At 47.1% G+C, this 13,448-nt stretch carries 8 protein-coding genes; 1 reads left to right on the top strand and 7 read right to left on the bottom strand.

Annotation, left to right across the window (positions count from 1 at the left end; genetic code table 11):
• Positions 1-603, top strand: coding sequence for a Crp/Fnr family transcriptional regulator (locus tag FN831_RS23100; protein ID WP_142530570.1), 603 nt, complete (start codon positions 1-3; stop codon positions 601-603).
• A gap of 200 nt (positions 604-803) precedes the next feature.
• Here the strand turns inward: FN831_RS23100 and FN831_RS23095 are convergent, their stop codons facing one another.
• From FN831_RS23095 to FN831_RS23065, 7 genes are all read right to left on the bottom strand, one after another.
• Complete coding sequence (locus FN831_RS23095) at positions 804-1,559, bottom strand: alpha/beta hydrolase (protein WP_142530569.1); 756 nt, start codon at positions 1,557-1,559, stop codon at positions 804-806.
• On the bottom strand, positions 1,543-1,779 hold the full coding sequence (locus FN831_RS23090; RefSeq protein ID WP_142530568.1) for a hypothetical protein: 237 nt from the start codon (positions 1,777-1,779) through the stop codon (positions 1,543-1,545). Before FN831_RS23090 ends, FN831_RS23095 begins: the two co-directional genes overlap by 17 nt.
• Positions 1,780-1,978: 199 nt before the next feature.
• Entirely contained in the window at positions 1,979-2,866 is an 888-nt protein-coding gene (locus tag FN831_RS23085) for an NmrA family NAD(P)-binding protein (RefSeq protein WP_142530567.1), read from the bottom strand.
• 52 nt (positions 2,867-2,918) lie between these two features.
• Positions 2,919-4,538, bottom strand: a complete 1,620-nt coding sequence (locus FN831_RS23080) for a glycoside hydrolase family 76 protein (protein WP_142530566.1) — start codon at positions 4,536-4,538, stop codon at positions 2,919-2,921.
• Positions 4,539-4,901: 363 nt separating this feature from the next.
• Complete coding sequence (locus tag FN831_RS23075; protein WP_221931391.1) at positions 4,902-8,117, bottom strand: glycoside hydrolase family 2 TIM barrel-domain containing protein; 3,216 nt, start codon at positions 8,115-8,117, stop codon at positions 4,902-4,904.
• A gap of 228 nt (positions 8,118-8,345) precedes the next feature.
• Positions 8,346-10,091 carry a RagB/SusD family nutrient uptake outer membrane protein gene (locus tag FN831_RS23070; protein WP_142530565.1) on the bottom strand — a complete coding sequence of 582 codons (1,746 nt, stop codon included), beginning with the start codon at positions 10,089-10,091 and terminating at the stop codon, positions 8,346-8,348.
• Positions 10,092-10,101: 10 nt separating this feature from the next.
• Positions 10,102-13,317: a SusC/RagA family TonB-linked outer membrane protein gene (locus FN831_RS23065; protein WP_221931390.1), complete on the bottom strand. Its 3,216-nt coding sequence runs from the start codon at positions 13,315-13,317 to the stop codon at positions 10,102-10,104.
• Positions 13,318-13,448 lie beyond the last annotated feature (131 nt).

Below are 13,448 nucleotides of genomic sequence, written 5' to 3'. Positions count from 1 at the left end.
ATGGAAAGTTCAGCCGGAAAAGCTTATAAGATAATAGAACAGTTCTTTACAGAGGTGCTGGGATTAAATTCTGCCCACGCAGATACATTCCGCCGCGTTGCCACTTACCGCTCTCTTAAAAGAAAAGAGTTCCTGATCAGAGAAGGTACTGTTTGTGATTTCATAGGCATCGTCATCAATGGAAGCCTTCGTTCTTTTGTAGCGAATGCCGAGGCAGAATTCAACAATGATTTTTATTTTGGGAGCAGCATCGTAAGCGCTTACAGCAGTTATCTCACCGAAGAGAAAACCAATTGCAATATACAGGCCCTGGAGGATGCCGAACTGGTGATGATCACCCGCCGGGATCTGGATGTACTGATCGAAGCGGATCTGTCCTGGCTGAAATTTACCCAGCATGTTTCGGATACTTATTTCAAGCGTAAGTGCCGGCGGGAAACCTCATTCTTAAAATATACGGCAAAAGAGCGTTATGAATGTGTTTTAACAACTTATCCGGGAATTGAGCAATTGGTACCGCAATATCATATTGCTTCTTTTTTAGGTATCAAGCCTGAATCACTGAGCAGGATCAAGCTCCTAGCATACATCAATGGAGGATAAAAAAAGCCTGGACCAAGGCGAATTGCCATGTTCTTTCCCCACCTGCGGCTACCGCCGGTAACATGCGCAATCTTTTTTATTCTGTTCCATCATGCGCTGCTGATGCTATTGATAAAATAGCCTGACTTTTGAAATGCACCGGTGTAGGAGAACTTTAAAAGTCAGGCAGGTAAATTGGGTTATTCAATAATTATATTTAATTAATAATTGCTTGCAGCATCCTCGATCACTCTGGTGACCTCATCGGCCTTTGCGATCATTGCCAGATGGCTTGCAGGAAGCTCGGTAGTTTTTGCCTTGATTTTCTTTGCCAGCAACCGTTCCAGAACAGGGCTCATTGTCCTGTCATTCTGTGCAACGATATACCAGCTCTTTTTAGTTTTCCAGGCGGGTTTTCCGCTTTTGACCATGAAGACACTGGCTGGGGCAGGACCCTGGGTCGCATAGATCAGTTCCTGCTGCGCAGGGCTCAGGTCCTGTGCGAAACCATTCTTTATGCCATCCTTACTAAGCCATAAAAAACCGTCGTATTTAACCAGATATTTATCAAGCTCAGTTGGCGGGGCTTTTTTAAATAGTACATCAATAGATTCTCCGGCATCCGGTGCGGCAGCGGCCACATAAACAAGACCTTTAACTTTAGGGTCATTGCCGGCCTGGGTAATTACGAAACCTCCCCAGGAATGCCCTACGAGAATAACATCACCTTTGGCCTGGCCGATGGCCCGCTTTGTCGCAGCTACGTCGGCAGTGAGGGAGGTCAGCGGATTTTGTACAGAGATCACCGGATAGCCTTTTGTTTGCAATGCAGATAGTTGTGAATTCCAGCAGCTGCCATCAGCAAAAACACCGTGAACAAAAATAATGGTCGGCTTAGGCTTATTTCCCTGGGCCATTGCTGCATGCCCAATGATGAGGGCCGCTAAAACAAGAATTGAATTACAAATTGTTTTCATGAATATATAGATTAAAATGTTGCGATATATACAAGGCATGCAGCTCTGGGGTCGCTGCCGCATTGCCTGACAGGTCTCCAACCGGCTTCCATCCTGAACCGTCAACGCATACGCCCTGCAGCAGGATGATATTTTTTACCGGCTTCTGCTGAGCAAGAACCGACGGTATGCGGACAGGTAAAAAGAAAAGCAGCAACAATGCTGTAACGGTTTTTTTCATAGCCAGACAATTTGAGCATGTAGTCCGGCAAATATCAGCGACAGTAACTAAACTTGTGATTGACCTATGTTAACGGTTCAAAATTAACTCTTAACACAGATCAATTGACCACGCGAATGTCCTGGAATATCTTTTCATTTCAGCCGGCCTGAACATGCCCCGGGTTAACCGCTGCGGTCGGGCGGGGAGCCGAACAGTTTTATGTTTGCTGAAACCGCTCTTTGAACTCCCCGGCAAACTGTTCTATTTTTACCTTCCCGGTAGTTTCCTGACTCGATTCAAAAAAGTCCCGGGTAATTTTTCCGGTCCTGACACCCTGACCCATTTCGACGATCAGACCCACCAGTTCAGGAGGTAAGCCGGCAGCTGTCAGCCCTTGGTGCAAAACATCGTCTGGTATTTGTAACCATTGCAGTTCAGGTCGGCCTATCGCCTGTCCCAGGGTGGAAGCAACCTTACTCCCGGTTAAAATATCGCTGACCACATATTTTACTTCATAACCCTTTCCTTCGCTTTGAAGCTCCTGAACAATGGCGGAGGATATATCTTCAGGATGGGTAAATAATAGCCTGTCATCACTTTTGTAATTATTCCCAAAAGTATTTTGAGATTTGATCAGTGGGATATCCCGAAGAAAATTGGTATAAAAAAAGCCTGAGCGCAAAATTGTAATGTTGGTACCAGTGAGTGCCTTGAACGATTCTTCAATATGGTGGACTCCCTGTATAGGACCGGTTCCTTCAGCCGCGTCTGCACCTACGCTGCTCAGCATAACTACCCGTTCAATATGATCAGTTTGAATGGCTTTAACGTAGGCTTTTCCTGTATCCGCGATATTGCCGATCATGTTTGTTGCTCCCAAAGACGGCGGTACCATCGTGAAAACGGCATCCGCCCCTTTGAACGTTGTCGTTAAAAAAACCGCATCGCTGATTGATCCGACAGCCGCAGTTGCGCCTAATTCTTCGATAGCCGCAGTTCGCTCGGGGCTTGAAGTGATCACAGTGACATCATGCCCCGCGTTGATCAGTTTCTTTACTACTAAATTGGCCACATTGCCTAGTGAGCCGGTTGTTACTATTTTCATGATTTTATGTTTTTATGATTGGTCGAAGTAAAATTATACTGCCCTTTATGTTTTACTGAACCGTCATGGAATATCTCTCGTTATCTCCAAAAGATTCCGGCCATAGGACCAGTTTGGTCAGATTAGCGGGGTTACCTGCGGTCACATTTACGCAGCTGAATGGGGCACATTTTGGCTTAAGCTTATAATATCCATCATAATCATAGATCATTTTGAACATTTGCGCTCCGTTGTTAGCCTGCGTGGTATAGATCTCGATCGGCGTATTGTTGGCGCTGCTGCCCCCGGTCACGTCCACTGAGGTCGCCGTATTGTGTTGCGGGACAAGCCGGTAATACCCGTAACCCAGTGATGTGATGCGAAACTTTTGGTTACCACCATTATTCCAGCCGTAAATCTGTGCCAGGGAACCAGAAGCGGCCCCATTGATATCAATCGCGCTGCCTTCATTGACCTTCGGCGTGAGGCGATAGACCAGGTTGCTGGTAAGACCGGCTGGTTGAGTCACCGGAGTGACTTGCTGCATGACGACACCGCCGAGGCACTCTAAAGCATTAGCTATATTATCTGAGGGCATTGTACTCGCCCAGGTATTCCAGGTCAGGTTCCGGTCTGTGCGCCTGGAATTCCAGGCGGCATCCGCATTTTGTTTCATCCAGGTATAATAGGTGCTCCACAAGTTATTGTCCCGGACAAATTCGCCCAAACCCCGGGAGAACTCTGATTGCCAGGTTCCGTCTCTTTTTGCAACGGTGATGATACCATTGGTAGTTTTGTTGTTTTTCACGTATTCTATGGAACGAATCGCATCATCGTAATACATTGAGTTGCCCGTTAACCGGTGCAAATGATTTGCTGCACCAACAAATGCGCCTACGTTGTAAACATTCGCATCATTAAACAGCACACCATTGGCTGTTATTTTTTCAGAGACTGCACCGGTTGAACCGTTGTAAAGTGTTGACTTAACCCAGGCATAAATAGCAATTGCCTTATTCAAATAAGCGACCTCTTTGGTGGCTTCATAAATATAACAACCGAGCATTACTTCTGGATTATTGCTAAGACCTGACTTTTCGCTACGGACATCATCCCACCAAAGACCGCCTCCGAGGTCTGCAGTCCAGCCACGATCATAAGTGCGGTTGAACGTATATTTAGCCTGATCCAAATACGCAGTATTACCGGTAATCTGATAGCCACGGATAAAAGCAAGACCGGCCCATTGCAGGTCATCGTTAAAATGGTTCCAGTTCCAATCTGTTAGTCCGCCAGTGCCCTGGTTTTGTTGTAAAAAGGTGTTGAGCAGGTTAGTGATGAGTGTTTTATGGGCGGCGCTCTTCGTGCGCAAATAAACATCCTCGGCCATCTGAATATCCAGCGCCTGGCGCCAGAAATAGTCTTTGGTAGCGACGTTTAAAGCTTCTTTGTAGTATTGCGTATTTCCTGAGGTCATCAGGAAACTTGCATTAAAAGCATTGAAAGCCGCATCGGCATTGGTATTTACATCGGCGAGGGCCTTCAGGGCAAGGGTTTTCGTCATTCCTGAAGTCGCCAATGGATCAGTAGAAGCAGGGGCATCAATCTGCTTTTTTTTACAGGCTGCCAGACTCGTAAAGAGTATCACATATAGAAATGGCCTGAATGAGAATTTTGCGTTGATTTTTTTCATTACTGGTTCTTAAAAGGTTTATATTAGGTTAATAGTTCATACTGGTGCTTTGCGAAGGGTCGCAAATTCCGGGTAGAATAAGCGCTAAATAGGGGATGACTAAAATTACAATGGTTGCGGTCCTGCCGTTTGTATTATCGTCCACATTAATGTAAATTATGTCTAAAACCGGATCACCCATCAATTCCTGAACTTTTGAATAACCGGATAACAACCACGCTTTAGCTCATGACTAATTTGACCGGTCAGCACCGGGCTGTGTTTTTCGTCGATCACCATAAATGGATAATAAAAAACCCCGGCCAGGGGCCGGGGTCGAATCAATTATGTGATCCCAGGCGGGATCACAGGGAGGACAAAAGATTAATTCTTTTGCAGTAAATTCATCTTGTAGCTAAAAGAGGTTGGTTTCGCGAACACCTGGAAACGTTCCAGAGGCCGCGGGCCGCAACCATTGGAACCAACTCCAAGAGTTTTATGACTAATGCAGAGCACTGTGCCTTTACTTTTTGGAAGATCGATCTTGTATTCTACCGGATCCATTTCTTCATCACTATAGGGCAATGCGGAAACCTGTAGCACCGAGTCGACCCGTCCGACACGTATGCCGGAAGATTTTGCCGAGCTAAGCGTGGCCCAGCGGACATCCTCATGGTTACCCTGCTCCATAGGTTTTTCGTAGCCGGTCATTTGCTGTAACACACTACTGCTGAATCTGCCCAGATCGAAGCCGCTTTTCCGGTCGGCATAATTTTCCATCGGTCCTCTGCCCAGGTATTCAAACTGATCAAGATCTTTATCAAGCAACATGCGCACCCCAATCCTGGCCAGTACCAGCTTTGGATCACTGAAAACAACGTCATTATCTGCTTTGATCTCACCATTGCCGTCAATTGTGTAAGATGCCTGGTGTTTCACCCAAAAATTTTGCTCGCCTTGTCCGGTCAGCTTCACTTTGATGATAACAAGATCCCCGGCTGTTTGGCTGGCGCTCACTTCGTTAACGGTCCAGCTTAAATTCCTCAAACCATTTTTCACCCACTTTTCATAGGCCCACATGTCATCGATCTGGTGGGGCGCCCTCCATAGGTGCAGGGCGGGCCCGCCATTGTCCCGCAGGATTTCTTTTCCTGCGGTTTCCATTTTGGAGAATGTACCTTTTCCTTTATCAAATACCAGGCTGAAACCTTTGCCCTTAACAGTGATGTACGCTTTGTTTTCGTCAAATGATAGCGCGTTTGTGCTCGCTTTTACAGGAGCAGCAACCGGCATCCCCAATTCAAACTGCTGTGCTGCGATCTCAAACCCTTTGCTTGCCCATAGCGTAGGAGATGGCAGTTGAAAGAATATCCGGATAAAGTATTCTGAACCCGGTTTTGGGTTGATCGCGTAGGGTATGGAAATCGCTTTTTGCTGCCCGGGATTTACGGAGCCTAAATTGATGTTGCCGCTGGAGACCACGGTACCGTCCTCGCTAATTTCCCATTTGCCGGTAAAGCTGCTGAGGTTGGTAAACTGATAACGGTTTTTGATGGTAAAGGCTTTGCTATTCAGGCTATCTTTCTTAACAGTGATCCATTGATAAGCATGTTTGAGCTCCGGAAAATGTGGTTTGGGACTGCGGTCTGAAAAGACCACTCCTTTATGAATAAAATAATGGTCATTTGGAAACTCACCAAATCCCCCGCCATAAGCCGTGATGGGATGCTGCGGGTTCCGGTTATTATAGATCCCCTGATCCTGCCACTCCCAGATCGCTCCGCCCAGGAGTGCCGGATACTTATCGAAAAGCTCATTGTAAATATCAACTGAACCCATGGAATTGAACATGGCGTGGGCATATTCACAAAGATAGAACGGCTTTTTCAATTGGTCATCTTTGGCCGCACTCTCCAGATCAGGTATGCTGGTGTACATCCGGCTGTCAATATCCGCGGGGTTGCGGTCATTTCCCTTGCTATCCCGTCCAGTGCCAAACCCTTCGTAATGGGACGGCCTGTCCGGATCAATTTCTTTGATGGCCCTGAGTGCTGCGCGGAAGTTTGTTCCGCCAGAACCGTTCTCATTGCCCAATGACCAGATCAATACTGATGGGTGGTTCTTAAAATTCTGCACATTGGCAACGTTCCTGTCAATAATTGCCGCTTTGATAGTGGGATCTTCGTTGAACTGGTTCTGTTCAGCATGGCATTCTACATTGGCCTCGGCAACTAAAAAAATACCGTATTCATCGCATAACTCATACCAGCGTGGGTCGTCAGAATAATGACAGGTTCGTACATGGTTGCTGTTCGTTTGTTTGATCAGAACAATATCCCTGATCATCTGGGCTTCGGTGACCGCATGCCCGTCGTCAGGGAAGTTTTCATGGCGGTTCACACCTTTCAATTTAATGGGCACACCGTTGACCAGAAAAACCCGCCCTTTGATCGCAATTTCGCGGAAACCCGTTTTTGAGGAGAGGGTCTCCAAAGTGTTGGATCCTTCATTCAGCGTGATGACAGATGTATAAAGCTTCGGTGTTTCGGCAGTCCATTTTTGAGGCCCGCTCACATGAAAGGCCACATCCACACTTACTTCCTGACCTGGCTTTAGGGCTGGAACTGTCTTTTTGCCCGTCGCGCCGGGTACCGGCACAGTACCATTGTATAGTGTTACGCTTAGCTGACGTTCCGGGGTAGCTGCAGCACCATAGTTTTTAACCTTGGTTGATACGGTTACATCGGCATCTTTATATTTGGCATCCAGATTAGTTTTGATAAAGTAATCGCGGATATGTTCCTGTGGGGCACTCCAAAGGGTAACATTCCGGAATATGCCGCTCAGTCGCCACATATCCTGATTTTCTAAATAACTGCCGGATACAAAGCGGTAAACCTCGACTGCGATCATATTTTTACCAGGTTTCACGTAGCTGGTCAGGTCAAACTCTGCAGCATTGCGGCTGTTTACACTATAACCTACTTTTTTCCCGTTGACCCATAGGAAAAAGCCGGCGTCTACACCTTCAAAATTGATGAATATGCGGCGTCCCTTCCAGTCTTCGGGTACGGTAAAATCCCTGCGGTAGCTTCCTACCGGGTTTCGTTCGGTCACTGTTGTATATTTTTTATTTTTGGGATCGCTCATCACCCTGGGAAAGTCGCTTTGAAAGATCAGCGTAAAGTTGCTGTAATCCGGCGTGCCATAACCCAGTATCTGGAAGTTTGAGGGCACCTTGATATCCTTCCATTGAGATACGTCATAATCCATCTTATAAAAATTGACTGGTCGTTTTTGCGGCCAGTCTACCCAATTAAATTTCCACTGCCCATTCAGACTGCGGCTTAAGGACGATGCGCTTCGTCTGGCAGTGAGTGCCTCTTTTAATGAACCATAAGGCATCAGTGTAGCATGGCTGGCCTCCTTGTTGATGCCTATATTTTCAGGATCTTCAATTTCTTTGGGAACAAAGGCCGTATCGCCTTTTCCGGGCAGGGGAAGCGTTTGCGATTGTGCCGTATTTTGTTGCATTCCGCCTGCAATGGCTGTCAAAATAATAAGTAGTATAAATTTTCTTCTAAGATCGGATCTATTCATTGATGATGTGTTTTGGACTGCATGCTTTAATACCGGACTATACCCCGGTTATACAAAGTAAGTAAATAAACAAAAATGCCGGTTTATACGATTGTATAAAAAACTTGTATTATCATGCGTTTCAGCATTTGTCTTCAGATCCTTCGCTGGTGGTTTTTTGGACATGGCCACTCAAATTCAAACCCCGGAGGCCCCGGGGTTTGGAATTTAGATCTTTAGCACCGGGCGCTAATATCCTGGGTTCTGTTTTAGTTTGGGGTTCTGATTGAGAATGCCCTGCGGTATCGGGAGCCAGTTCATATATTCCGAATAGCGGTTTTGAAAAACTACCACCCGCTCGTAAGTCAGGTTTCCTGAAGCATCGGCTGTGATCTTCATCCCATATTCCGGCGAATTGATCACTGCCGGTCCTTTTACTGTGATGTCCCAGCGCCTGATATCATACCAGCGCTTGTCTTCGAAACTGAATTCCAGGCGCCGTTCCCTGCGAATGAGTGTACGCATATCCGCCTGGCTGGTGTTCGGGGGAACAGGAGGCAATAGTACCCTGGACCGAACCTTATTAACGGCGTCAAATACGCTCTGGTCCGGACCGGCCGCCTCATTCTGTGCTTCTGCATAGCTTAAAAGTACTTCAGCGTAACGATAAAATTGGTAATTCGATGTCCCCGGTGCTGTTCCAAGGCTTGTTTGTCCCAGAATGGACTCATCCAGTGTTTTACGGATACAATAGCCGGTATTCGAAATATCGCTGGTCGATCCAAGGTCAATCTGGTTAGTGCCGCCTATGCGTGATTTGAATACTTCGCCTTGCCAGTATGATCCGTCATAAACGATAGACTGCTCAAAACGCGACTCCCGGTGGAGGTATGGCTGAGCCGGATTATAACCGGACGTTGGATCGGTGATCGCCTTTCCGTTATCCATTTGGTAATCATCGATAAGGCTTTGTGTAGGTGAAGCCCCGCCCCAGGTCTGGGCCCCTCCGCGTACAATAACAGGTCCCATATAACCTTCCCGTTTATGGCCTTTGTTGGGCAAAGCATAAGCCCTGGCGAAGATGGTCTCTGAATTCCAGTTGTTAGCCGCCAGGAACTGGTCGCGGTATGCGGTTGAGGTTGATCCTGATCCGGTTGTAGAAATAATAGGTGTTGACGATGAAGTAGTAAACAAGTTGTAGGTATTGAGTGCGATGATCGATTGGTAGGTCGCCGCCGCTTTGGCCCATTTCGCTGGATCATTACTGGTATTGACCAGCGGGCTGGCAGCGAACAACTGGACATCGCCTTTTAAAGCCAGGGCGGCACCTTTGGTTGCACGACCTAAATTGGCCGTGGTTTGTTTCAAAGGCAGGACACCCGCAGCAGCATCACAGTCAGCTTCTATGAATGCCTGCGTCGCGTCCAGCGAAGCCCTTTCGGTGAAAATGTCAGATCCGTCAGTATTGGTCAGCGGAACAGTCAATACCGGCACACCTCCATAATTTTTGAATAGCAGCATATAGAAGAAAGCCCGTAGAAATTTCACTTCGCCGGCACGTTGTGTATACCAGGCCGCATCGTAAACGGATGAATTTGCAGCAGCATTCTTCAGGAAGGTATTGCATTTACGGATGTTGGTATAAAGTGATGCCCATCCAAAATAGCCGCCGACACCATTCGTGGAGTTACCTGCACTCAGGGCGTTGCTGCGGATCACCGCCTGGCCCTCGTGGTTGGTGGCCCCGGCGTTGCTGTTGTCCGTCCAGGCATCAAGGATGCGGTCAACCTGGTTGCCGTTATTATAATCAGGTAATGCGTTATAAATGTCATTAACAAATAGCTCTGCATTCGATTGTGTGCTGAAGGTCGACGCATCGGTCAATACACCTTTAGGAGGCACGGAAAGAAAGTCATCTTTTTTGCAGGCTCCGATGGTGATCAGCATGAGGGCGAATAACAATGCATTCGCTCTGCCAATATTTTTAAGATTCATAAATCGATTTTTAAAATGTTACGTTTAAACCAAATGAGATCACTCTTTGCTGGTAATAATTCTGATTGCTGCCGCTGTTTTCCGGATCGATAGCCTCTTTCATATGAGGTGTTACAGTAAAGAGGTTCTGTCCGGATGCGAATACCCTGACTGAACTGATGCTTTTTCCCAAAATTCGTCTTGGTATGGTGTAGCCCAGCTCAGCACTCTTTAGCCTGATATAGGAATCATTCCTGATGTACCAGGACGAGGTCTGTGTATTGTTAGCCGATGGGGTTCCAGAGATCCTTGGGTAGGTGGCATTGAGGTTGTCCGGAGTCCAGTGGTCATTGAACACCGCTTCCGTCGCTGAGCCTGATCCCAGGAATGGGAACACATAGTAGTTGTTCAGTTGAATATTGGATCTTGCCGATCCCTGGAATAAAAGATCGAGATCAAAATTTTTGAACGAAATCCGGGGTTCCAGCCCGAATTGGATCTGCGGTGTCTGAGGGTGACCGATGTCGGTAATATCATTAGCATCTACCTTTCCGTCAGGTGTGCCGTCAGGGCTGCTGAGATCTGCATATTTAAGATCACCGACATGCACCTGGCCGAAATTAGGGATGGGTACACCGGGCTTTAAGGTCGGGTTCTGAGCGGTCGGATTGATAAAGTCATCCGGGGTATAATAGCCAAGGGCTTTTAAACCGAACTGCTCGCCCAGCGGGCGGCCTGTCTGACGGCGGTTCGGGTTGTTGAATGTTGCCGGATTTTCATAAACCTGAAGTATCGTGCTCTTCGCATAGGTAAAGGTACCTCTCAGGTCGAGCCGCATACCGTTAGCAAAATTTTTGAAAGAGCTCAATGTGAATTCGACACCCTGGTTCTTCAGAACGCCACCGTTTACCTGGCCTGTACCGACACCATATTCGGCAGGGAGCACGGTGCCTATCGTAACAAGGAAGTTAGAACGTTTTTCATAGAAAAGGTCTGTTTCAAAACTCAGCAAACCGTTAAACAAGGTTCCTTCCAGCGCGATATCTGTCTTTTTCGCACGCTCCCAGGTTATATTGGGATTTCCCTGCAGGTTTTCAGAAATGCTTTGCGTGGCATTGCCACCAATGACAGCGGAATTGTTATTGATTCCAAACTGACTTAGGTATTGGTATTGGCCGCCACTCGGGTAGTTGCCAGACTGTCCATAAGAACCGCGGAGTTTCAGGTTGTCAATCCATTTAATGGATTTCATAAAGCTTTCCTCCGAAATGCGCCAGCCTGCTGAGAAAGAAGGGAAAAACCCAAAACGATTACCAGGCGAAAATATATAGCTGCCGTCATAACGTCCGGCGGTTTCAAATAAATAGCGGTTGTTATAAGCGTAAGTGAAGCGATACACGTAACCCAATTGCTTCTGGCCGCCTGAACTGCCGGATACAATGACGTCTGTTGGAAGCGGACCACCGAAATTCAGCTCATCAATGCTTAAGTTATAATTAATCCTGGAAGCAGTAAAGTTCTGCCAGCGGACTTTGCGGTATTCCGTAACAAGCGTACCGGTCAGCTGACTTTTGCCGAAAGTGTTATTGTAATTCAGCAAGCCCTGCAGGGTCATCATTTTATTCTCATTCGACGTCTGGCTCAGTCTTGGCTGATTGACACCGGCTTTGGAGAGCGGAAAGGTATAGACGGTGCCCGGAGCAAATACGCCGTTTGGTGATACCGGGTTTGTAAACGGCATTGGGGTTTGCCAGGTACGGGTCTGCGAATTATCATTGCCACTGAAGCCAAGCGGGTCCGGGCCTATATCGTAGCTCACAATTCCTTTAAGACTTAGTCCTTTCAGGGGAAGTTTCTGCTCGATAGACAACTGGGTCAGCCATGCTGTATTTTTATTGAGGGTGTAACCGCTGTCGTAGATCTGTGAATAGAGCGATTGTCCGATATATCCTGCTGCAAGCCCGTTTGAATAACGTACAGGGTAGGTGGGGTTCTGTCGCTGGGCCTGACCGATGATAGAACCTGCGCCTATCGCAGGGAAATGCTGATCTTCCTGGTAGCTGTTTACCCTCAGGTTCACCGTAGTGGTTTTAGTGGCATTTGCCGTTACGCCTAAAGATCCGTTGTATTTTTGCAGGTATGTGGTACTCCACATACCATCCTGCCTGTTATAGCCGAGGGAAGCAAAGTATTTCACATCCTCGCTGCCCCCTGACATGGTGATATTGTGATACTGAATAGGGCGGTTTTTCATGATGATATCTTCCAAAGGGCGACCGTCCGCATGTCCGTCCGGATCAAGGTGGTTTTGGTAAAGATCAATATCGGTTTGCGTATAAGGCTTGGCGGTGCCGTCATTTACGGCAGCTTCATTGCGTAAAAGCGCATACTGATAGGAATTAACAAATCTGGGCACGTTGGTTGGATTCTGGAATCCATAATAGCCATTATAGGTTAATGTCGGTTTGCCGCTCTTACCGGATTTAGTGGTGATCAGGATGACACCATTTGCACCTGCCACCCCATAAGGTGCAACTGCCGCGGCGTCTTTTAAGATGGTTATGGTTTCAATCGAGTTCGGATCCAACCTGCTGAAATCACGTGGTACTCCGTCGACGACGGTGAGCGGCTGCGTACGGCCGGTGGTTGCCGGACCCCGGATCAGTAGTCCGGAGCCATCGAAACCAGGCTCGCCGCCCCCTTGCGTAGCGATCAGGCCGGCTGCACGGCCCACGAGTCCATTGGTGATATTGACAATTGGCTTTTGTGTGATCAGCGATGTCTGTATGGAAGATACAGCCGCGGTGGTTGAAGTTTTTTTCTGTGTGCCGTAGCCCACAACAACTAACTCATTTAAACTGTTAGGTTTGGCACGAAGCGTTACATTTAAAAAATTCGTTCCTTTAACGGCCACTTCGCTTGCATCATAACCCACAAACAGGAATACCAGTGTAGCATTTTCCTGTGCGCGGATAGCAAAATTACCGTTGGCATCAGTTACAGTGCGTATGGTGCTGCCTTTGATTTGCACGGTTACATCCGGCAATGACTGACCGGTGGAGCCGTCAGTGACTTTCCCTTTAACGGTTAAGTCCTGTTGAATAGCCGAATGGTAAAGTTTGGGAGCCCCGGATGCAGTTAACTGACCGGCTAAGCTTTCAGAGGAAATAGCAAACATGACGGTGAGGAGCATGAAAAATCCTGCGATACGATTAATGAACCGTTCATCGGGTAAAAATCTTTTCATATTTTTAGATTAATAATTTCGTTGGTTATTTGGTTAGAATTTGCCACAAGGCCAAATCAATTTGCTAGGATTATTGAGGGCTTCTTGTCTTTTTGGGTGATGGGTAGTGATGGTTCAATTTTGCTAATTTT

The sequence above is a fragment of the Pedobacter westerhofensis genome, from assembly GCF_900182595.1.
In the GTDB taxonomy this organism is placed as follows: Bacteria; Bacteroidota; Bacteroidia; order Sphingobacteriales; family Sphingobacteriaceae; genus Pedobacter; species Pedobacter westerhofensis.
Note: the sequence above shows the minus strand (reverse complement) of the source record. Positions and strands in the feature narration are given on the sequence as shown.

Excerpts from the sequence above, each read along its gene's own strand:
- FN831_RS23100 (WP_142530570.1), top strand. The coding sequence starts at position 1 with ATGGAAAGTTCAGCCGGAAAAGCTTATAAGATAATAGAACAGTTCTTT.
- FN831_RS23095 (WP_142530569.1), bottom strand. The coding sequence starts at position 1,559 with ATGAAAACAATTTGTAATTCAATTCTTGTTTTAGCGGCCCTCATCATT.
- FN831_RS23090 (WP_142530568.1), bottom strand. The coding sequence starts at position 1,779 with ATGAAAAAAACCGTTACAGCATTGTTGCTGCTTTTCTTTTTACCTGTC.
- FN831_RS23085 (WP_142530567.1), bottom strand. The coding sequence starts at position 2,866 with ATGAAAATAGTAACAACCGGCTCACTAGGCAATGTGGCCAATTTAGTA.
- FN831_RS23080 (WP_142530566.1), bottom strand. The coding sequence starts at position 4,538 with ATGAAAAAAATCAACGCAAAATTCTCATTCAGGCCATTTCTATATGTG.
- FN831_RS23075 (WP_221931391.1), bottom strand. The coding sequence starts at position 8,117 with ATGAATAGATCCGATCTTAGAAGAAAATTTATACTACTTATTATTTTG.
- FN831_RS23070 (WP_142530565.1), bottom strand. The coding sequence starts at position 10,091 with ATGAATCTTAAAAATATTGGCAGAGCGAATGCATTGTTATTCGCCCTC.
- FN831_RS23065 (WP_221931390.1), bottom strand. The coding sequence starts at position 13,317 with ATGAAAAGATTTTTACCCGATGAACGGTTCATTAATCGTATCGCAGGA.